This is a genomic window from Streptomyces sp. NPDC111656, from assembly GCF_055656965.1.
On record NZ_JBVKCA010000012.1, the window covers coordinates 286,426 to 307,477 of the forward strand.

Consider the following 21,052-nt stretch of genomic DNA (forward strand, 5'->3'; position numbering starts at 1 on the left):
AAACGCCGCAGGAATTCACAGCAGCCTCGTAGCTCGCGGCCAAACCTGGCACGGTGATCCCGGGCCACACCCGTCAAGCCCGCCCGTGTGCCTTCTGCGAGCGGCGTGACAGCGAGTCGATGACCACCGCGGCGAAGAGCACCCCGCCCGTGATGACGAACTGGACGGCAGCGGGGGTGTCCGTGAGCGCCATGCCCGAGGCGATCGACTGGATGATCAGCATGCCGAGCGCGGCGGACCAGGTCGTGCCGCGTCCTCCGAACAGGCTGGTGCCCCCGATGACGGCTGCCGCGATGGCATTGAGCAGCAGGACGCCCGAGCCCGAACTCTGACTCACCGAGGTGATGCGCGAGGCCAGGAACAGACCACCGATCGCGGCCATGGTGCCCGAGATCGCGAGCACCCCGGTCTGCACCGCCGTGACACTGAGACTGGCGCGACGGGCCGCCTCGACGCTGCCGCCGAGTGCGTAGATCTGCCGCCCGTAGTGCGTGCGGCGCAGCACGATGTCCAGGCCGGCCACCACGACGAGGAAGATCAGGAGGGCGAGCGGCAGGCCCTGGAAACGGTTGAGCAGATACGCGCCGGTGAACGCGATCACCGTGAGCACTCCGGTGCGCGCCACGATTCCCCGCAGCGAGCGGTACGGCATGCCGACGGCTTTGCGGCGCCGCCTGCCCTGGTAGCACACGAGGAAGACCGTGGCCGCGGCGATCGCCGCCAGGCCGTAGGCGACGGCGTCATTGGTGAAGTAGTAGCTGGTCAGCTTGGCGACGAGTCCGTTCTCGTCGAGGTTGACGGTGCCGCTGGCCCCGAGGATGTACAGCATGAAGCCGTTCCAGGTGAGCAGCCCCGCGAGCGTGATGACGAACGCCGGCACCCGGGTTTTCGCGAAGGAGAAGCCCTGGACGGTTCCCGCCGCGGTACCCGTGAGCACCCCGATGACGGCGGCAAGCCATTCGGGCACGCCGTTGTTCACGTTGAGAACGGCGAAGACGGCCGCCGCGAGACCGCTGATGGAGCCGACCGACAGGTCGAGTTCACCGATCAGCAGGACGAAGACGATGCCGACCGCGATGAGACCGGTGCCCGCGACGTCCACGCTGAGATTGGACAGGTTCCGGGGCGAGAGGAAGCTCTGGTTCAGGGACTGGAAGGTGATCCAGACCGCGGCGAGGACGAGGACGACGGGCAGCGAGCCCAGTTCGCCGGCGCTGAGCTTGCGCCGGGCGACGGCGGCCCAGCGATCGACGACACGGGCGACGGCACGGACGACGGCCTGCCCGCGGCGGGGCCCCGGGGCCTCGGCGTCGGGTGCGGTGGGTTCGGCCCGAGCATTGTCCGCCGTCCTGCGCATCCCTTTCACCACCCCGACTCGTGGGAGGCCATGCGGTGGGGCACGTTCTCCGTGGCGCCGGTGACGGAGGAGATGATCTGTTCCTGGGATGCGGTGTTCACGTCGAAGAAGCCGTTGTTGCGACCGAGCCGCAGCACGGCGGCCCGGTCCGCGAGCGCCTTGACGTCGCCCATGTTGTGACTGATGAGCAGTACGCCCAGGCCGCGGTCGCGCAGCTGGTCGACGAGGTCCAGGACCTCGCGCGTCTGCTCGAATCCCAGAGCCGCGGTCGGTTCGTCCAGGAGGAGAACCCGCGGGTCGCAGAGGAGCGAGCGGGCGATGGCGACCGTCTGCCGCTGGCCACTGGAGAGTGAGACGGTGGGAACCCGTAGATCGGGGACACCTTTGGTCAGGCGTTCCAGCAGGTGCTTGGTGCGGCGCTCCATCTCCACCTCGTCGAGGAACCCGAACCTGCGGATCTCGCGCCCGAGGAAGAGGTTGCCGACGACATCGAGGTTCCCGCACAGCGCGAGGTCCTGGTAGACGGTGGCGATACCGAGGTCCCGGGCGTCGTGGGGGCGTTTGATGGGGACCGCCCGGCCTTCCCACTCGATGGTGCCCTTGTCCGCGGGGGCGACGCCGGAGATGACATTGACGAGGGTGGACTTGCCGGCCCCGTTGTCCCCCAGAAGAGCGACGACCTGGCCGGCGTAAATCTCCAGTTCGATGTCGGTGAGGACCTCGACGACCCCATAGCGCTTGCACACGCCACGCAGCGCCAGCAAGGGGGGAGTCGGCACGGTCACCATCTCCTTCCCGGGGCCCGGACCTGCTCGGCACCTGCCTGTCAGGTGAGCCCCGCCTTGCCGCATGCGGCCGCGAGTTGGGGGGTGCAGATCTGCCGGACCGTGTAGACGCCGTCCTTGACGAGGGTGTTCTTGATGTTGCCGGCGGTCACGGACACGGGGGTGAGCATGGCGGCGGGAACCGTCCTCCCGTCGCGGGTCCTCACCTTGCCCGTGGCGACGCGGTCGAGGTTTTCGTGGCGGGCCGCGGCCACGGCCATGGCTGCGGCGGCGGAAGCCTCGGGTGCGAAGGGCTTGTAGACGGTCATGTACTGATCGCCGCTGACAATGCGCCGCAGGGCTCCCAGTTCGGCGTCCTGCCCGGTGACGGGAGGCAGTGGGGCGACCTTGTTCGCCTTGAGGGCGGAGATGCTGCCGGCGGCGAGGCCGTCGTTGGCGGCGTAGACCCCGTGGATGGTGGAGACGCCGAGGGCGGAGATGGCGCCGGACATGTCGAGGTTCGCGGTCTCCGGCCGCCACTGGAGGATGTCGTACGCCTTGCCGATCTTCACTTTCCCGTTGAGCACGGACAGCGCGCCCTTCTTGAACGCCACCGCGTTGGGGTCGCCGGGATCGCCGTTCATCATGACGATCGCGCCGGTGCGCGCCTTGTCGCCCATCGCCTTCAGCAGTGCCCTGCCCTGGAGCCTGCCGACCTCTTCGCCGTCGAAGGAGGTATAGCCGGAGATCGGGCCCTCGGAGAGACGGTCGTAGGCGATGACCGGGATACCTGCCGCATGGGCCTTCTTGACCGCGACGCCGAGCGATCTGGAGTCGACGGCCACGAGCACGATGGCATCGACCCCCCTGGTGATCATCGAGTCCATCTGTTCCTGTTGGGTGGCCACATCGCCCTTGGCGTTGACGTGCTCGACCTTGCAGCCGTGGCACAGCTCCGTGATCTTCTTCGTGAGCAGTGGCGTGTCCTGTGTCTCCCAACGAGACGTGGCGGCGTCCGGCAGCAGCAGACCGATCGTCAGGTTGTTGCCACCGCTGGAGCCGTTCCCTGCGTCGTGCCCGCAGGCCGTGAGAGTGACGGCCGTCGAGATCGCGGTCATGACGACGGCCGCGCCCCGGATGCAGGCCTTCATGCGAGAGACCTCCCTGTCCTTCACCTCGCGCGGCGAGGGCCCGGTGGCAGGACGACCACGTCGTAAGTGTGACACCGGCCGAGGAATATGTCCTATTGATACCCATATACGATTCTGGTGTACGGGTGCCGGATTTCCCTCCGTAGGCACCTGACGCATCGACGGGAGGTAGGTCGCCGACATGCCTCATGACGGCCGTGCCCGGACCGGGGTCTCGGAGCCACGGGCATGCGAGGCCGACGCCGCCGGCACCGGTTCACCGCCTCCGGTGCCGGAGGCGGTCACGAGCGAGCGGGCCCTGACGTTCGTGGGGGCGGCGCTGACAGCGGTCTACCTGCCCGGTGCCGGGAATCAGGAGCTTCGACTGGTGGAAACGGCCGGATCCGCCCGTTGCGAGTACGGGCTGCCGGAGCGTCTGCCGCTGTCCGGTGACTCACCCGCGGCGCACACCTTTCGCACCGGCCGGCCACTGTGGCTGACTCCCGCGGCACTCGCCTCCTACTCCACGGGCGGGCCCACGCCCACGCGGCCGGAGACGTCGTTCGCCGCGCTGCCACTCGGGACGGAGGGCCGGCGGCTGGGCTGCCTCGTCGTCGTGGGGGATTCGACGGACGGCTTCGAGGCCGAACAACGGCGCTTCCTGGAGCAGTACGCCGATGCGGTCGTCGCCGTGCTCCGGACAGGAACCGGTCGGCCCGCTCCGTCGCCACTACTGAGTCCGGCCCTGCGGAGTCTGTGCGTCGGCTCCTTCGTCATCACGCCGGACACCGGCCTGATCGAGGCGGACGAGACGCTGCTCGAGCTGGCCGGAATCACGCCCGAGGACTTCGACGGCAAGGCGGACACCCTGCTCGCGCATGCCCTCCCGGAGGACATGCACGCGCTGATGTCGGTCCTGGAGCCCTCCACCCAGACGGTCGGCCGGCGGGAGCTGGAGTTCCGTGTGCGCCGCCCGACCGGTGAGATGCGCTGGCTGAGCCTGAGCTGCAAGGTGGTTGCCGGCTTCGACGGCCGGCCGGAGCAGGTGGCGGGGGTGGTGACGGCGACCTCGGTCCTGCGGCAGAGCGCCGACGACGTATCCAGGATCCAGTGGCTGACTGCCGCACTCGACGATGCCGTAACGGTCCGTGACGTCAGCCGGGTCGTGGTCACCGCGCTGGGTGAGCCACTGGGCGCCGACCGGGTGGCGCTCGCCGAGTTGCAGGACGACCGGCTCGCCGTCACCGTGCTCGATCCGCCCGAGCCCGCAGCCTGGCCGCAGTGGTGGCGTTCCGAGTGGCGTTCGGAGTGGCCTGACGCACCGGTCAGCGCCCTGCCCACCCTTCAGATGGCTCTGCGGGACGGACGTATGGATCTGTGGCCCACCACCGCGACCCTCGAACCCGGACTCGCGGGCATCGGCGCCGGAGGGCTGGCCGTCCTGCCGCTCCCCGCCAAGGGCTGGGTCGCCGGCGTGTGCCTGGTCGGTTGGGACCAGCCGCACGAGTTCGTCCCCGAGGAGCGGTTCCTGCTGACCGCCACCGCGGCACTGGTGGGACAGGCCCTCAAGCGTGCGCGCGCACACGACGCCGAACAGGAGCTCGCGACGATGCTGCAGCGCAGTCTCCTTCCCCGGCGCCTGCCCGAGCTGCCCGGCGGGACGGCCGTCGCCCGCTATCTGCCCGCCAAGCGGGGACTGCAGGTGGGCGGTGACTGGTACGACGTCATAGCCCTCTCCGAGGACCGGGTGGCGCTGGTCATCGGCGACGTGCAGGGACACAGCGCCGCAGCCGCGACGATCATGGGCCAGATGCGTACCGCCATCAGGGCGTACGCCGTGGAGGGCCATCCGCCCGACGTGGTCGTCTCGCACGCCAACCGGCTCCTCGTCGGTATGGAGACCGATCTGTTCGCCACCTGCTGTTACGCCGAGCTGGACATGGAGGAGGGCAACGCCCTGTTCGTACGGGCCGGGCACCTCGCACCGCTGGTGCGCCACCCCGACGGCAGGACCGAGGAGGTACAGGTCGAGGGCGGACTCCCGCTGGGCATCCTCGCGGACGCGGAGTTCCCCATGACCACCTGCGCGCTGGCCCCCGGCACGGTGATCGTCATGGTCACCGACGGTCTGGTCGAGGCCGTCGACCTGCCCCTGGACGAGGGCATGGACCGGACCCGCACCGCGCTCGCCGCGGCTGATCCGGCGGATCCGGGGGAAATGGCCGACGAACTGCTCGGCGAACTCGACCCTCGTGAGGACGACGTGGCGCTGTTGCTGCTGCGCTACGACGGCATGAAGACCCGACCGATACGGGCCGGCTGGGCGGTGTGGCGGCTGCCCGACGCCGTCATGCACGCACGCCGTTTCACCGCACGCGCGCTGCGTCGGTGGAAGGTCGAGGAAGTGACCGACGCGGCGTTGCTGGTCGTGTCGGAACTGGTCACCAACGGCCTCGTGCACACGCAGGGCCCGGTCCGCGTCGACCTGATGCTCCGCGGAGACCGGGTGCGGGTCAGTGTGAGCGACTGCTCGCCGCGTGCCCCGGCCAAGCCGGTGATCGTGGACTGGGACGCGACCGGCGGCCGAGGTCTGCTGCTCGTCGAAGCGATGTCGGAGTCCTTCGGCTCCGTGCCGGTGGCCGGCGGCAAGCAGGTGTGGAGCGAGCTCGTCGTGCCGCACTGCGAGCAGGCTCGCGCGGGTTCGGGGCCTCGGACGGAGCGAGGGGGTCTGCCATGAGGACCCGTACATGGCACGTCGTCGCGGTGCTCGTCGCGGGATTCATGACGACGTCCGTGGCCGCCTGCGAAGAAGTGGAAGAGGAGAGGGGCAAGGACGGCTTCACCGTCGGCCTGCTGCTCCCGAGCCGAACCGTCCCCCGCTGGGAGCGGTCCGACAAACCGCTGATCGAGAAGCGGCTGAAGCAACTGTGCCCCCACTGCACCTTGGAGTACGCCAACGCCCAGAACGACGCGATGAGGCAGCGGCAACAGATGAGCTCCATGATCACCAAAGGGGTCAGGGTCCTGATCCTCGACGCCACCGACACCAGGGCGCTGCGCTCCTCGATCCAGGAGGCGCACGAGGCGGGTGTCCCGGTCGTCGCCTACGACCGGCTCGCCGAAGGCCCGATCTCGGGCTACGTCAGTTTCGACGGCGCGCAGGTCGGCAGGCTCCAGGGCGAGGCGCTCCTGAAGGCCATGGGCGAGAAGGCGAACGGCGGGAACGTCGTCATGATGAACGGCGATCCGACTAGCCCCAACGCGGATTGGTTCCGTAGCGGCGCACTGTCCGTCGTATCCGGCAAGGTGAAGATCGGAAGGGCGTACGACACCCAGGGCTGGAGCATGGACAGCGCCCACGCCAACATGTCCGCCGCGATGGCGGCCCTGGGCCCGGACCGGATCGACGGCGTCCTGGCGGCCAACGACACCATCGCCGCGGGCGTCATCTCCGCTCTCAAGAGCGCCCGGGTCAAGGACCTTCCTCCCGTCACCGGCCAGGACGCCGACCTCGACGCCGTGCAGCGCATCGTCAGGGGCGAGCAGTACATGACGGTCTACAAACCCTTCAGGGCGGAGGCCGAGGCGGCCGCCGCCATGGCCGTCGCCCTGGGACGCGGAGAGGACCTCCGTGAGATCGCCACGACGACGACCGACAGCCACACCGCCAGGCACATCCCCTCCGTCCTGCTCACGCCGAGGGCGGTGACGGTGGACAAGATCAAGCCGACGCTCCTCAAGGACGGCATGTACAGCGTCGACGAGATCTGCACCGACGAGCTCCGGCCCGCCTGCGAAAAGGCCGGACTCACCCGCTGAGAGGACGAGTGACGGGTACTCAGCGCACGGGAAGGCCGAAGGAGTATCCCTGCTGCTTCAGCCAGGGCAGGACCTCACGCAGGGCGGCCACGGTCTGGGAGCGGTCCCCGCCGGCGTCGTGGAAGAGGATGGTCGGGCCGTTGGAGACCTCGCTCTTGACGGTGGCGACGATGGCGCCCGTGCCGGGGTGTTCGAAGTCCTTGGAGTCGACGTTCCAGCCGAGCGGTCGCATGCCGTGGGAGGCGGCGAGGTGGCGGCTGTAGGGGGTGAAGGCGCCGCCCGGGGCGCGGTAGTACTGCGGCCGGACGCCTCCGGAGGCCTGGGTGATCATGCGTTCGGCGTCCAGGATCTGCTGGGACTGGTAGGCCTGGGACTTGGTGTCCATGGTGGTGTCGTGCGAGACGGTGTGGTCGCACAGCCGGTGCCCGGCGGCCACCACCGCCTTGACCAGGTCCGGGTGGGCCTGGGCCTGGGTGCCCACCATGCAGAAGGTGGCCTTCACACCGTTGTCCCGCAGCACCTAGAGGACCTGTGGCGTCCACGTGGGGTCCGGTCCGTCGTCGATGGTGATGTTGACACCGCGGGCCCCGCGGTCCGAGGCATGGGCGATGTCCACCGACACCGGCGTCCCGCCGGGGGCCTTGGACCCGGCGTTCGGCGCGCTGGAGTGTGCCGAGCTGCCGGCCGGCGTGTGCTTCCCCTCGACGGGATTGGCCTGGGCGGTCCACATCGAGGTGGCCGCAGCCGCCGCAGTCACCCCGACCGCCGCCGCGAGAACCCGCCCGTGCCAACCCCGTCCCCCATGCCGCGACATGTCCGCCCCACTCCTCGTCGTCCTCGTGGATCTCGTGCACCCGGGAGGACGGATATGGGCCGCCAGGGGATGCGTCCGTTACCGATCACGGACAATTCCGCGGGGATTCGGAGACAGAGCGGCGACACCACGCAGGGAAACCCCTCCGAACGAGCCGCGGTGAGCCCGGTGTTGGTGACCTCGACTCCCTCCTCCGGTATGCGGCCCGGGCTACGGCTGACCTCGGTCCGAGCGGGCTCGCGGTGAGGGTGGCGCGGCCCGGCCGCTGCGCGGGCCGGAGGATCGCGAGTGCCTGCCCGTGCCAGGCGTGGCGGCGTGGTTTTCGGAGGCTGTCGACGTGGTGCGGACTGCCGTTGCCCACGGCGGCGAGCTCACCCGTGCCGTCGACCTGGAATGCCGATCTCCTCGCCGTCACGGCCGGCGACCGCCGTCAACTCGCCGGGACCTCGGCACCGTTGAGCAGCAGCCGCACACTGTCGCCCGGCGTGTAGACATGGACCGTCACCGGACGATCGTGTGAGCTGGGGCATGTTGGCAGGATGGGGGCCATGTCGAGGGAACCGCTGTTGGTCAGAGCCCGTGGGCTGTGGGAGGGCCTGGCCCGGGTGCCGGTGTCGTTCGCGCCGACGGGGGGTGTGAACGTGGTGGTCTCCCCGGAGTCCGGGATGTGCCCCGTCGGCTGGGTCGGAGTGGTCGCCCTGGGCGGATCGGCGATCGTGACCGTGCCGAGCGAGAGTGCCGCCGTGATCGTTCGCGACGCAGTGGCGGGGCTGCCGGTCGAAGACGTCGTGGATGGCGTTGCGGTCCGGGAGGTGCTGCCCGTGGCCCAGTCGCTGGGGCCGGCAGCGCTGGCGTACGTGTCTGCGGAGGCCTTCCGTCCGGTGGAAGCCGGTGCGTTGACGGTTGAGCACCTGCCGGCCGCTCACCCGGAACTGCGGCTTCTGGAGCGGGTGGCGGGCCGTGAGGACGCCGGTGAGGCCGCGCTGGACGAGATCACGTCGCCCGTGTTCGTGGTCCGAGAACACGGGCAGGTGGTTGCCGCTGCCGGGTATCGGGCCTGGCCGAGTCGGACCGCGCACATCGGCGTGCTGACGGCCCCAGGAGCACGAGGACGCGGGCTGGCGCGGGTGACGGGCTCGGCGACGGTCGCGCATGCCCTCGCGGCCGGACTCCTGCCGCAATGGCGCGCGCGGCCTCCCGCCTCCCGGCGTGTCGCCGCCGTACTGGGTTTCGAGGAACTGGGCTCCCAACTCAGCGTGGAGATCGCCGGTTGAGATCGTCTGGAAGCGGTCGACGACCGTTCTCAGGCCGCCCGTACCGGCGTCGCACGGCCGGCCCGGGCGACGAACCGCTCCTACGAGGGTGCGTTGTTCCGGCGCTGTTCCGCCGGTGCCGGGCCGGCCACAGTGGGCGGTCGGCTCTGCGGCGGGTTGTCCTGGGCGGGACGCGGCCCGCCGCGTAGGGCCGAGGCGACGGCGGAGACCAGCGCCATGCCCGCGGCGACGCTGAAGACGATGGCCAGTCCGTGGTGGAACGGGCCGGAGACCAGTTGTGGGAAGAAGGTGTGACCGGTCAGGGTGGCGTGCTGGGCCGCGGTGAGGTGGGTGAGGGTTCCACCGGATCCGAGCAGGTGCTCGACGGGATTGTTGCCGAGGAACGTGGCGAACAACGTGCTCACCGGCGGCAGCGACGCGGCATGCTCGGCGGTGCCGGCCGGTACGCCGTGCGCCTGGAGTCCGCTGCTGAGCGCCGCGGGCAGGGATGAGGCCAGTCCGGAGACCATCAGGGAGAAGAACACACCGATGGACAGGGCGGTGCCCGAGTTCTGGAACGTGGAGCGCATCCCCGAGGCGACGCCCCGGTACTCGGGCGGCACGCTGCCCATGATCGAGGACGTGTTCGGCGCGGAGAACATGCCCTGGCCGAGCCCGTTGAGCAGGAGCAGCGCCGCGAAGAGCCCGTAGTCGAAGTCGATGGGCAGCGCGAGCAGCCCGAGGAAGGAGACCGCGACGACGACCAGGCCGGTCGTGGAGAACATCCGGGCGCCGAACCGGTCCGACAGGTACCCCGACACAGGACCCGCGATCAGGAAGCCGAGCGTCAGCGGCAGCATGAAGATGCCCGCCCACAGCGGGGTGTCCTCGAACGCGTAGCCGTGCAGGGGCAGCCAGATGCCCTGCAGCCAGATGATGAGCATGAACTGCAGCCCGCCGCGTGCGATCGCGGTCAGCAGCGCCGCCAGGTTGCCCGCGGCGAACGCCCGTATCTTGAACAGCGACAGGGTGAACATGGGGTCGGCGACGCGCGACTCGACGTAGCAGAAGAGCAGCAGCAGTACGACGCCGCCGATCAGGCCGCTGAGCACCCACGGATTTCCCCAGCCGGTGGCGTCGGAGCCGTAGGGCTGGATGCCGTAGGTGATGCCGGCCAGCAGGATTCCGGCGCCGGCGGCGAAGGTGATGTTGCCCAGCCAGTCGATGCGGCCGGGGCGCCCTGCCGCGGTCTCGCGCAGGCTCAGGTACGACCAGATGGTGCCGGTGATGCTGATCGGCACGCTCACCCAGAACACCGCGCGCCAGTCGACGGCGGCGAGGAGGCCGCCGGCGAGGAGACCGAGGAACTGGCCGGCGAGCGCGGTGATCTGGTTGATGCCGAGGGCCATGCCGCGCTGTCGGGTGGGGAAGGCGTCGGTGAGTATCGCGGCCGAGTTGGCGGTGAGCATGGAGCCGCCGAAGGCCTGCACGATGCGCCAGAGAATCAGCCACATCGCGCCGGCGCCGGCCCGGAAGGGGTCGAGGGACAGCGCGACGGAGGCACAGGCGAAGATGAGGAAACCGAGGTTGTAGATCTTGACCCGGCCGTACATGTCGCCGAGTCGGCCGAGGACGACGACGAGTACGGCCGACACCAGGAGATAGCCCAGGATCATCCAGAGCAGATAGCCGATGTTGCCGGGCGCGAGCGGGTCGAGCCCGATCCCGCGGAAGATCGCGGGCAGCGAGATGATCACGATGGAGGCGTCCATCGTGGCGATCAGTACACCGAGCGTGGTGTTGGACAGGGCGACCCACTTGTAGCCGGGGCCCGCAGGGGTGTCCTTCCGGCGCGTCCAGCGCGAGGTGCGTGCGGTCACAGCCGTTCCGCCAGTCGGTCGAGGAGGGGCAGGGCCGACGCGAGTGTCCCGCGCTCCTCCGGGGTGAACTCGTCGAGGACGGCCGAGAGCCGGTGTACGGACTCGGAGCGTCGCTCCGCCAGCATGGCCCGTCCCTCCTCGGTGATCGCCACGATGATCCGTCGCCCGTCCACCGCGTCGGGGCCGCGACCGACGAGCCCGCGCTGTTCGAGTACGGCGAGCGTGCTGGCCATCGCCTGTGGCCGTACGCGTTCCAGGTCGGCGAGGGATCCCGGGGAGCTGGGGCCGTCGGCGGCGAGCCGCGCGAGCACCGAGACGCCGGAGAGTGACACGTCCCCCACGGCGTGGGCCTGGCGCAGTCTGCGGGTCATGCGTCCCACGGCGAGGCGAAGGTCGGAGGCGAGCCGGACGGTGTCGCTCGGTCCGTGGGGATGATCGGTACCTGCTTCTGTATCCACCTGCACAAGTAGTAACAATAGGTTTATCAGTCTGGGCTGGCCAATCAAATGTTAGTAATGATCGAACGGGTGATTCCCCGACGGCGGCAGGTGATCTCCGACGGTGACAGTCCGCTTTCCCGTGTGCCCGCACTGTCGCGGCGCACCCTCTGTCGCGACCGAACGATTGAACGTACCCTGACAAGTCATAGAACTTCGGGCGTGATTGACTGGGGGAGCCGTCATGTCCTGGGACAACAACGGCCCGCGCGCCGGATTCGTCGTACCGCCGATGCCGAGCGCACCGCCGCCCGCTCCGGCTGACGGGCTGCGAGCGGCCGCGGTGGCACTGCTGAACCTGTGCGGACTGGGCCTGGGGTATGCGCTGGTGCGCCGTTGGGGACTCATGGCGCTGTGCTGGGTCGCGACCGCGCTGCTGCTCTTGGTGGCCCTCCCCGCGGACCCGGACGGCGTCCCGTCCGGAGCTGTCGTCGCCTACCTGGTCTTCCTCGGTCTCGCGGCCGTTCATGGTGCGGTCGTGGGGCTGCGGACCCGTCTGGTGTGGCCGCCGCGCGCCTGGCTCGCGATCGCGCTCGGGGTCGTCCTTCTGTCCGTGCCGACCGGAGGAGTCGTCCTGTACGACGGCGCGCGTGACGAGGCCACCGAGGCGATGCTCATGGACCGGTTGGAGCGGGCGGACAAGCTCGTCCAGACCGCCGGCAAGCAGCCGTTCGCGACGGCGGAGGCCGACTACCGCCGGGCACTGGCGGTCTATCGAGGCCTGCGCGGCGACCATCCCGGCTCCCGCGCGGCGGCCCGGGTCCCCGACCGGCTCAAGACGTACTACGCCACAGTCGGTGCGCCCTTCGACCAGAAGAACTACTGCGACGCCATTGCGCCCTTGAAGTACCTGCGCACCGTACCGAGGACCATGGGCGAGCGGGAACTCGGAGCACTGTCCACGTGGCCCGACGATCGGCTGGCGACCTCGCTCTACGAGTGCGCGTCGCAGTCGCTGAGCGGTGGCGAGGCGAACTGGACCACGCACTTCAGCGATCTCCTGACGACGTTCCCGCGGTCCGCGTCGGCCGCGAAGGTGGAGCCGACGGTCAAGACGGCGGTCGACAAGGCCGTGAAACAGGTGGCCGGCGGCGATCCCTGCACGGCCGTCCAGCACCTCAACAGCCTGGGCACCCAGGTCCGTGCGCTGCTGGGAGAAGCGGCGGGTGTGGCCGCGGACCTCCGCAAGGACGCCGACCGGGCCGACAGGACCGCGGACTCGGGTACGTACGCCTGCGGAGTGGACCAGTACAGGGACGGGAGCTTCGACGAGGCCGTCACCACGATGAACGACTTCGTCAAGAACAATCCGCACCACACGAACCGAGCCCGCGCCCAGAAGATCGCCATCGCGGCGGAAATCGCCCAGACGGTGCCCGCCGCGGGCAAGAGACTGCCCACGACGGCATCCGGCGGCAGTATCTCCGTCACCGTCAAGAACGACAGCCCCGACGACATCACCGTGATGTACACGGGGCCGGTGACGGGAAGCTTCCCGCTCGATGCCTGCGGGAGTTGCACGTCGTACTCCCTCGCCAGCACGCTGGTGCGAGGCTTCACACCCTGCAACGACAGCGGGAAGAACTATCCGCAACGGACCATCCGACTGCCCGCGGGCACCACGTACTTCGTGCACAAGGCCCGGAGCGGAACCGGGAAGTCCCCGGCCTCGGACACGGCCAAGCTGAGGTCCGGCTACATCTACACCGAGTGCGCCTACACGACGAGCTTCGGCTACTGAGGCCCCGGCGTGTGGGATGGTCGTGGCCCCGACTGATCGCGACGCTGTCGCCCGGCGCGCCGGGAACCCGTGTCGCGGTCGTCCCCGGCCGACTCGGAGACCGACCGCAAGGAGAGGGGCATCGTGGCGGACGAGCAGAGCGAGGTGCCGGACAGCACCGCGGTGCGCGTCGCCCTCTGGCGGGCGATGCACGTGCGGGTCGACTCGCCGCCCCACGTGATCGAGGACGAGATCGGGCTGCGACTGGCGGCACCCGATGAAGGATGGCGGCACCGCCCGGACATGGACCCGCGGGGTACCAGCGGGTTCCGGGCGGCCATCGTGGCCCGAGCCCGGTTCATCGAGGACCTGGTGGCCGAGCAGGTCGGCCACGGCGTCGCCCAGTACGTCGTGCTGGGCGCCGGTCTGGACACCTTCGCCCAGCGCAGGCCCGAGATCGCCGCCCGCCTGAGGATGTTCGAGATCGACCAGCCGGGCACCCAGGCCTGGAAGCGCCGACGCCTGATCGAACTCGGCTACGGGATCCCCGACTGGCTGCGACTGGTACCGGTCGACTTCGAGACGGGTGCGGACTGGTGGGAGCAGCTGTCCGACGCCGGCTTCGATCCGGGCCGGCCGACGGTCGTCGCCTGCACCGGCGTCACCATGTACCTCACCAAGGACGCCACCGCGGCGACCCTGCGGCGGCTCGCCCTGCTCGCCCCCGGCTCGACGCTCGCCATGACCTTCATGCTGCCGGCCGAACTCGTCGATGACGCCGACCGCCCCGGACTCGAGGCGATCAAGCCACGGGCGCAAGCGGCCGGAACGCCGTTCATCAGCTTCTACACCCCGCAGGAGATGCTCGCGCTGGCCCGTGACGCCGGTTTCAAGGACGTCCACCACGTGTCGGGAACCGCCCTCGCCGAACGCTACTTCGCCGATCGGACCGACGGCCTTCGCCCGTCGAGCGGAGAAGATCTCTTGGTGGCCACTACCTGGCGGGTGGTCGCATGACCGGTGACGTGAGGTTCGAGCCAGATCTCTACCGCGGTACGGCCGGATACTACGACCGCTTCCGGCTTCCCTACCCCGACGCGATGATCGCCGATCTCGTACGCCGGGCAGCCCCTCGGGGAATGGGCGCCTGCTCGACCTGGCATGCGGCACCGGCCAACTCGCCTTCCCGCTGCGCGCCTCGTTCGCGGACGTGTGGTGCGTCGACGCCGAACCCGGCATGACCGAAGTGGTCCGCGCCAAGGCGATCGCCGTCGGCGCGGCCCACATGCGTACGATCACCGTCGGCGCCGAGGATCTGCCCGCCGGGCCGGACAGCTTCGAGTCGATCGTCATCGGCAATGCCTTCCACCGGCTGCGCCGCGCTGCGGTCGCGGGACTCGCCCATACCTGGCTCAGGCCGGGTGGCTGCCTCGCACTGTGCTGGTCGACCTCCCCCTGGGCGGGCTCCCAGGACTGGCAGCGGGCGCTCGCCGACGTGCTGCGAACATGGCAGAACGCCCTCGGCGCGGCCGAACGCGTTCCGCCCGGCTGGGACGAGTCGAGGCAGCGGGACCCTGACCACGACGTGTTGTCCCGTGCCGGGTTCGAGCCCGCCGGACGCCACGAGTTCGCGGTCGAGCACCACTGGACGATCCGTGAACTCGCCGGGCACATCCGGTCGACATCGTTCCTGCCGCCGCCGGTGCTCGCGGACCACGCCGGCGCCTTCGACGCCGACCTCACCGCCGAACTCAGCCGCTGTACGGCCGACGACCGCCTCACCGAGACAGTCGACTTCGCCTACGAACTGGCCCGCAAGCCGGCACGGGCGTGAAAGCCGGCGAGCGACGGTGGTGGGCGACGGTGGTGGGTTGTGGGTTGCTTCAGGATGACATCGGCTCGTCGAGAAGGGTGCGGGCGAGACGGCGCAGCTGGTCGTCTCAGCGCGCCCTCCGGGTCCTCGGTCAGGAGCTCGTTCTCGCGGTCGTGGGACGCACCGGGATAGGGGAAGGGCCGTGGGCGGGCGGCGAAACGGTGAGAGCCCGGGACAGCGGCGCCGTCAGCCGCGACGACCGCCACCAGGGCCGCGGGATACGGAGGTTCGGTCCGGGCCAGGACCGACAGCGCGGCAGCCAGGCGGACTTCCCGATCGCGGTCGTCAATGGCCGCGGCCTCGCGGTCCCGTACGGTCGCCGGATCAGGATCGAGCAGGGCGAGAGCGGTGAGGGCGTCGGCCCGGGTCGAGGCGGACGGATCGCTCTCGTAAAGGTCCGCGAGCGTGCGGACCACGGCAGGGTGGGTCGGACGCGTCCCCACGCACGCCGGCCGGATCGCGGCCTGCCGCACGAAGGGATCGGGGTCGGTCAAACACCCCATCAGCAGTGGAAGTTCGGCCAGGACCGCCGCGCGAACCCGTCCACCGAGGGACTCCGGCGCGGGCACGCCCGACTCATCGAGCTCGGCGAGCCCGGTCAGCACCTCCAGCAGAGCTTCTCGATGCCAGGACACGTGCAGTGCCAGATGAGCCAGGAACGGCACCGCTTCCAGCGTCGCCGGATACAACGACCGCTGGTGATTGAGGCTGCTGACCAGCTCCTCACCGACGTTCTCGCCACGCTCCGTCTCCGGGGACTCTTCCGCGTACAGGGCGCGGATCATCTCCGGAACGTCGTCGGCCGGCCCATAGGCATGCTCAAGGGCCGCCCACTCCACCTCGTTCAGCTCTTCGGGCGCGCGCACGCCCGCACCCTACGGGGACGCAGTAGAGTGGTCGAACGGGCGCGCGGGGCGCCTCCGGGTCCGCGGGAAGGGCAGAGCCCACCTGGTGTACACGAGCACGTCATGATGGCCTACCGTCCTTCGGCCGGTTCGGCGGACCACCGGTTCACCGAAGGAGGCTCCGTGCCGACCACACCGCAGACCGTGCCCCTGCCCGAGCGTGCCAGTCTGGAACAGCTCAAGAAGCGGGCGAAGGACTTGCAGCGGGCCGTGCGCTCCCAGCAGCCCACCGCCTTGGCGCTCGTCGCGCTGCACGCGCCCGAAAGTCGGAGTCCGCTGGTCGAATTCAACCTCGACACCGCGCAGTTGGTGATCGCCCGCCTTCATGGATTCCCGAGTTGGCCGCGTCTGCGACAGCACCTCGCCGCGCGTCCCGGGGCGCCCGGTGACCAACCACGCTCCGGCACTCGTAAGGTGGAGGACTTCTACCGTCTGCGGACCGGGTGGGCCTCCACGGCGGACGTACGCCGCTGCGCCGCGGCCGCGACGCGTGCGCATCCCGATCCGGCCGACTGGCAGCCGTTGCTCACCGCGCGCCGCAACGGCGTCAGGGTGATCGCATTCGGCTCGCCGGACGGAGTGGTGTTCGCGGAACTCACCCCGAAGCGGGTCACGTTGTCCCAGCCCGCCGTGGGCGCGTCGGCCGGCGAGGGAGCGTCGGTGACGTTCCACACCGAGTTCGGCACCATCGCGGGTGTTGTCGCACCCGAGGTCGGCAGCCTGGTCGTGGAACGGCCCGCGGACCGGCGCCCGCTGGGATGGACGTTGGTCGCCGACGGTGTGTTCGTGGCTCCCAACGCGTTCCTCGTCGACTCCACCGGCCTCGTTCTGCGGACCAACGGCAGCCCGAAGGGCGAGATCGTGCCCGCCGCGGCACTCCCGGCGCGCGCGAACGCCGTCGTGGACCGGCCCGCACCGGCCGTCGAGGACCCCGCGCTCGCCACCGAGGATCTGACCACGGTTCTCGCGGCGGCCGACGCTCCTCCGATCGTCGATCCGGAGCAGTGGCGACCCGGTGCTCACGCCGATCTCACACCGCACGAACGAGTCCGGCTCGGCCGCTACGGCAAGCTGCTCGTCTGGCACACCACCGGTGACCGGGCGAGTGCCGAGGACCCGTTCGTGTTCGACTTCACTCCTCAACAGGGCCCGGTTCGGGACTTCGCCGTGGTCGGCAAGAACATCGCGGCCACCCGGATGTACTACGACTTCGCGGACGGCGCCAGCGGCACCATCGCCGTTGTGGGCCTGGTGGAAGACGCCCACATCGCCTCGGTCGTCCTGCGCCGCGACGGCATGCCCGACCTGGCGGCACGCATCACCGGAGGGACGTTCCTCATCGCCGGGCCCGACCTCACCTACCTGCCGGAGCGCGGCCCCGTCACGGCCGTCCTGGTCGCCCGGGACCACTCCGGAAACGTACGCGAAGAGCTTCCCTACCAGGAGCAGGCCTGACTCGCCCGTACCGGCGCAGCGTTCGGTGTTGTGGACGTTGTCACATCGGGTCGGATTCCTCTTCGACGTGACCAGCAGTGGCCCCGTGGGACAGCCGATCCCGGATTCGGTGAGTCCGCTGGGCGCACTCGCCAATACCCTGAGCGACGGACGGAAAATAGCCAACATTTCGTACGTCACGCTCTCGGAACGGACGCGGACCTACAGTGCTGCGACGCTGCAGCGCGCCGCCTCCGGCAGGGTCATACCGAAACTGGAAGTAGCCCGCGCCTTCGCGCAGGGGCGCACGATGGACATCGATGAGATCGACCGGCTGTGGCTGGCCATAGTGTTTGCCGAGGACCGGGGAGGCCGAACCTTTACCGAGTCACACGGTAGTCGGGCATGGGGTGGACCTCTATGGGGAAGGGTGGGCAATGCGCATGGCTTTTCGCACGGTTGTAGTTGTAGTCGTAGCCTTTCATATAGCCATCCCTGCGGCCATCCTCGTAATAGGAGCCACCGTAAGGAAATCCCGGCAATCTGTAGGGATGGCATCGACGACCGTCCATAGATCCATCCGATTGCCCAGCTCGGTAGCCATCACAGCGGCCCCTCCAGTACTGGGCGGCTGGTGACGGGCCAATCTCGTTGAGGAAGCAGCCCGTATAGGACTTGTCGTTGTTCAAGTTGCCCGAATTATCGTTCGGCAGCTTTGTCGGGACGCCCCTCTCTGCGATCGGCATCACGTCAAGCGCGGTGGTGGCTACGGCGTGCTGCTCCGGCGAGGCCGCGCATGCATGGGAGGGAAGCGCTGCCGCTCCGACGGCCAAGGCTGACGTGATGGCAAGCGCCACGAGTTGTTGCCTCATAGGTATGCAATGCATAGGATTTTCCCTTCGCAGGTTGATGGCGCGGGAGTATTCCGGACTCTGTGCTGGTTCACCGATCCGTGTGAACTCATGTCTCCATTACGCCCTGGCCGCCGGTTCGTGTCATGGCACTGCATATCGGGACTTGACGAGGGAGGGCAGGAGATGTCTGGGCAATGCCCTGCCCTTTGTGGCTGCATGCTCTGATCGTCAGGGAACAGCCGGACCCCTTCTGATCTGCACCTTGCCGGATCTGAGGGGCGCTGTCCCTACGTGCCGCGGTAGGCCCGGCGGAAGTGGCTGGAGTCGGCGAACTGCCAGCGTGCCGCGACGTCGGCGACGGTGTACGGGCTGCCTGGACAGTCGAGTTCGCGGCGGGCGCCTTCGAGGCGGCGGCGTCGCACATAGGCCATGACGGTCTCGCCGTCGGCGAAGGCACGATGGAGGGTGCGGACGGAGATGTTCAGCGCCCGGGCGATGGTGGCCGGAGCCAGGTCCGGGTCCCTCAGCCGGCTGTCGACGTATGCGGTGGCTGCGGCCCGCAGCGACTGTGGTGGGACCGCGATGGGTGCGTGTGTCCGGATGAGTCCGGTCAGCAGCATGGCCATCGCCTCGCCGGCCGCATGCGTCGCCTCCGGGCCGAGCTGCTCCGAGAGGGACCAGGCGGCGTCGAGATGGGCGAGAAGCAGCCGGGACTCCGGGGCCGTGGAGGGGGCGAAGGTCAGGGCCGGCAGCCGGGTCCGGTACAGGTGCTGGAGCAGGCCGGCCCGGGGCAGGATGAGCACCCTGCAGTCGGTCGGTGCCGTGTACGCGAACTGCAAGGAGGTGCCGCACCGGGAAACACCAAGATCACCGACAGGGTCAAGCTGAGTAGGTGCTTTTGATCCCTGACCCAGGTCGTTGGGCCTGGTGGAGGAAAGCGACGGCTGGGGGCTGAACCCGACTCATTGACCACGCGATCGCGGCCCCGAGATGATGTGTGCGTCAGCTGGTAACTGCCCATGCACCGGAGGGAGTTCTGGCGTGCCGAACGACTTCGCGCAGAGACAGCAAGGGACGGTCTCCCATCGGATGAACTTCTGGGGGCGTCCGGCGGGCCCGTCCACCATGGCGTGGGACTACGAGGGAATGCCGTGGGAGATCGTGCGGCCCGACGACGGGCTCTCGGCCGCCCGGCGAGTGATGCGCTGCGGGGTGTGCGGCAAGGAGCTGACCTTCACCGTGTACAGCGTCACAGGTACCCGGCAACGGCGGGTGCGCTGGCAGGCGTTGGCCTGGGGCGGTCTCGGCGCGCTCGTGGCGGGGATCGTGGTCCTCGCATTCAGCGGCGCCATTGTTGTGGGGGTGCTGCTCGTGATCGCGGGTCCCATCCTCGGCTTGGTGTTCGGGATGGCCGCCTCGGATGAGGTAGGCATCAGCGGTCACGGCAATGGCTTCCCCGTCACCAATGCCAAACATTCGGTAACAGCCGAGCCTCCTCCGCACGACCTGCCGGACCTGGTCTGCGCGAAATGCGGTCACGAGGAGGAGTTCCCCCGGGCCTCCTACTTCCGCGAGGACTACGTACAGGAGCAGTACGAGGCCGCAAGAGACCGGCTCGCGAAGCACGTCTGCTGAAGGAGGGGTGAGGGGGACCGGCCCCCTTGTGAGCCGCCGGGTCATCAGGGTGATGAGTGCCCAGTTCAGGTGGGCTTCGGAGTGCTGGGGCAGTCGTTCGTAGTCGCGTGCGTTGCGGCGGGCGTTCATGCACCAGCCGATCGTGCGCGCGACTTTCCAGCGGCGGGGCAGAACGACGAAGCCCTTGACGCCTTTGGGCCGGGAGGCGATGCGCAGGGTGAGCCAGAGGCGTTCGCGGGGCCCAGTCCACGAGGTTACCGGCGTAGCCGCGGCTGGCGCGGCCGACGGTGGAGGTTCCCTTGACTGACCGGGAGCCGACGATCAGCGTCACCGGGTGTGGGCAGCGGCCCTTGCCGATACGGATTCGGCGCCGCAGCTGGTCACGGATGTAGGTGATGACCCCGGCCCGGTTCCACCTCCAGAAAAGCCCGTAAACCGTCCCCATGGAGGGAAATCCGCAGGCAGGACCCTCCACGTCGCGCCGTTGTCTGCCGAGGGCACTGACCACGAAGACTGACGGGCAACCCGGCTCAAGATGTGCGCACCCTGGTGGAGGACAGCAGGACCGGGGTCGGCTACGGGCGATCCGTTTGCTCTGGAGGTGCGGCCTGACCGCCGATTTCCTGTTGTGCGTGATCGGCCGCGGCGAGGGCCAGGTTCGCCTCGATCTCCTCCAGGATCTGCACTGCCTCGGCCTTGCGCTCGTGCGGCAGTTCCCCGGCGGCACATTCCTCCAGCTCCGCCCAGACCTCGTTCACCTGGTCGCGCAAGGCGATGCTGGCTTCGGTGGGCTCGATGATGGTCGCCCGCTTGTCGGTGAGGCTGCGGCGGCGGCGGACGAATCCGGCGTGTTCGAGCCGAGTGATGGTGCGGGTCATGGTGGCCGCGTCGGAGCCGAGGAGCCGGACGAGATCGATCTGGCGCTGTGGGCCCAGGTCCCACAGCTGCATCATCACCAGCTCCTGGCCGGGGTGGAGCCCGACCCGGCGTAGGAGCTGTCCGGCGAGCATGCGGTGCAGCCGGGCCACCCGGAAGATCGCGTGAGTCATCGGCCCGGCCTGGACCGACGGCGGCATCGGCATGCGCGCTGCCTCGGCGGCGTCGGCCGGAAGGACGG

The 21,052-nt window shown here is 69.4% G+C and carries 17 protein-coding genes and 1 pseudogene; 8 read left to right on the top strand and 10 right to left on the bottom strand.

Annotation, left to right across the window (positions count from 1 at the left end; translation table 11 throughout):
- Positions 1–73: 73 nt before the first annotated feature.
- From ACZ7M3_RS32020 to ACZ7M3_RS32030, 3 genes are read right to left on the bottom strand one after another with little or no spacing between them, the layout of a single operon-like run.
- Complete coding sequence (locus tag ACZ7M3_RS32020) at positions 74–1,357, bottom strand: sugar ABC transporter permease (protein ID WP_472067730.1); 1,284 nt, start codon at positions 1,355–1,357, stop codon at positions 74–76.
- A gap of 5 nt (positions 1,358–1,362) precedes the next feature.
- On the bottom strand, positions 1,363–2,145 hold the full coding sequence (locus ACZ7M3_RS32025; RefSeq protein WP_472067732.1) for an ATP-binding cassette domain-containing protein: 783 nt from the start codon (positions 2,143–2,145) through the stop codon (positions 1,363–1,365).
- A gap of 38 nt (positions 2,146–2,183) precedes the next feature.
- Entirely contained in the window at positions 2,184–3,272 is a 1,089-nt protein-coding gene (locus tag ACZ7M3_RS32030) for a sugar ABC transporter substrate-binding protein (RefSeq protein WP_472067734.1), read from the bottom strand.
- Between the two features lie 181 nt (positions 3,273–3,453).
- Here ACZ7M3_RS32030 and ACZ7M3_RS32035 point away from each other — a divergent pair, with 181 nt between their 5' ends.
- A complete protein-coding gene (locus ACZ7M3_RS32035; RefSeq protein WP_472067736.1) occupies positions 3,454–5,988 on the top strand; it encodes a SpoIIE family protein phosphatase in 2,535 nt (844 codons plus the stop codon).
- Entirely contained in the window at positions 5,985–7,070 is a 1,086-nt protein-coding gene (locus ACZ7M3_RS32040; RefSeq protein ID WP_472067738.1) for a sugar ABC transporter substrate-binding protein, read from the top strand. Before ACZ7M3_RS32035 ends, ACZ7M3_RS32040 begins: the two co-directional genes overlap by 4 nt.
- Positions 7,071–7,089: 19 nt before the next feature.
- On the opposite strand, the pseudogene ACZ7M3_RS32045 reads toward ACZ7M3_RS32040, so the two are convergent.
- Positions 7,090–7,884 (bottom strand): annotated as a pseudogene (locus tag ACZ7M3_RS32045) (polysaccharide deacetylase family protein).
- Between the two features lie 85 nt (positions 7,885–7,969).
- Positions 7,970–8,299 (bottom strand): hypothetical protein, encoded by a 330-nt coding sequence (locus ACZ7M3_RS32050; protein WP_472067740.1) that lies wholly within the window; start codon positions 8,297–8,299, stop codon positions 7,970–7,972.
- A 133-nt stretch (positions 8,300–8,432) separates the two neighbouring features.
- Between ACZ7M3_RS32050 and ACZ7M3_RS32055 the strand changes: the two genes are divergently transcribed.
- Positions 8,433–9,158, top strand: a complete 726-nt coding sequence (locus ACZ7M3_RS32055) for a GNAT family N-acetyltransferase (protein WP_472067741.1) — start codon at positions 8,433–8,435, stop codon at positions 9,156–9,158.
- Between the two features lie 80 nt (positions 9,159–9,238).
- Here ACZ7M3_RS32055 and ACZ7M3_RS32060 read toward each other — a convergent pair whose 3' ends face one another.
- Both ACZ7M3_RS32060 and ACZ7M3_RS32065 read right to left on the bottom strand, forming a co-directional pair.
- Complete coding sequence (locus tag ACZ7M3_RS32060; protein WP_472067791.1) at positions 9,239–10,909, bottom strand: MFS transporter; 1,671 nt, start codon at positions 10,907–10,909, stop codon at positions 9,239–9,241.
- Positions 10,910–11,013: 104 nt separating this feature from the next.
- Positions 11,014–11,475 (bottom strand): MarR family winged helix-turn-helix transcriptional regulator, encoded by a 462-nt coding sequence (locus tag ACZ7M3_RS32065; protein ID WP_472067743.1) that lies wholly within the window; start codon positions 11,473–11,475, stop codon positions 11,014–11,016.
- A 223-nt stretch (positions 11,476–11,698) separates the two neighbouring features.
- On the opposite strand from ACZ7M3_RS32065, the gene ACZ7M3_RS32070 reads away from it, so the two are divergent.
- From ACZ7M3_RS32070 to ACZ7M3_RS32080, 3 genes are all read left to right on the top strand, one after another.
- The gene (locus ACZ7M3_RS32070; protein WP_472067745.1) at positions 11,699–13,255 is read left to right on the top strand and encodes a hypothetical protein; all 1,557 of its coding nucleotides are present in this window, start codon (positions 11,699–11,701) and stop codon (positions 13,253–13,255) included.
- A gap of 123 nt (positions 13,256–13,378) precedes the next feature.
- Positions 13,379–14,251: a class I SAM-dependent methyltransferase gene (locus ACZ7M3_RS32075; protein WP_472067747.1), complete on the top strand. Its 873-nt coding sequence runs from the start codon at positions 13,379–13,381 to the stop codon at positions 14,249–14,251.
- A gap of 130 nt (positions 14,252–14,381) precedes the next feature.
- Positions 14,382–15,068 (top strand): class I SAM-dependent methyltransferase, encoded by a 687-nt coding sequence (locus ACZ7M3_RS32080; RefSeq protein WP_472067793.1) that lies wholly within the window; start codon positions 14,382–14,384, stop codon positions 15,066–15,068.
- Here the strand turns inward: ACZ7M3_RS32080 and ACZ7M3_RS32085 are convergent.
- Complete coding sequence (locus tag ACZ7M3_RS32085) at positions 15,035–15,973, bottom strand: HEAT repeat domain-containing protein (RefSeq protein ID WP_472067749.1); 939 nt, start codon at positions 15,971–15,973, stop codon at positions 15,035–15,037. The genes ACZ7M3_RS32080 and ACZ7M3_RS32085 overlap by 34 nt on opposite strands.
- 162 nt (positions 15,974–16,135) lie before the next feature.
- Between ACZ7M3_RS32085 and ACZ7M3_RS32090 the strand changes: the two genes are divergently transcribed.
- On the top strand, positions 16,136–17,467 hold the full coding sequence (locus ACZ7M3_RS32090) for a hypothetical protein (RefSeq protein WP_472067751.1): 1,332 nt from the start codon (positions 16,136–16,138) through the stop codon (positions 17,465–17,467).
- Positions 17,468–18,587: 1,120 nt separating this feature from the next.
- Here the strand turns inward: ACZ7M3_RS32090 and ACZ7M3_RS32095 are convergent.
- Entirely contained in the window at positions 18,588–19,103 is a 516-nt protein-coding gene (locus ACZ7M3_RS32095; RefSeq protein ID WP_472067753.1) for a helix-turn-helix domain-containing protein, read from the bottom strand.
- Positions 19,104–19,341: 238 nt separating this feature from the next.
- On the opposite strand from ACZ7M3_RS32095, the gene ACZ7M3_RS32100 reads away from it, so the two are divergent.
- Positions 19,342–19,935 carry a DUF308 domain-containing protein gene (locus tag ACZ7M3_RS32100; RefSeq protein ID WP_472067755.1) on the top strand — a complete coding sequence of 198 codons (594 nt, stop codon included), beginning with the start codon at positions 19,342–19,344 and terminating at the stop codon, positions 19,933–19,935.
- A 575-nt stretch (positions 19,936–20,510) separates the two neighbouring features.
- Here ACZ7M3_RS32100 and ACZ7M3_RS32105 read toward each other — a convergent pair.
- Entirely contained in the window at positions 20,511–21,011 is a 501-nt protein-coding gene (locus tag ACZ7M3_RS32105; protein WP_472067795.1) for a MarR family winged helix-turn-helix transcriptional regulator, read from the bottom strand.
- Positions 21,012–21,052: the final 41 nt, after the last annotated feature.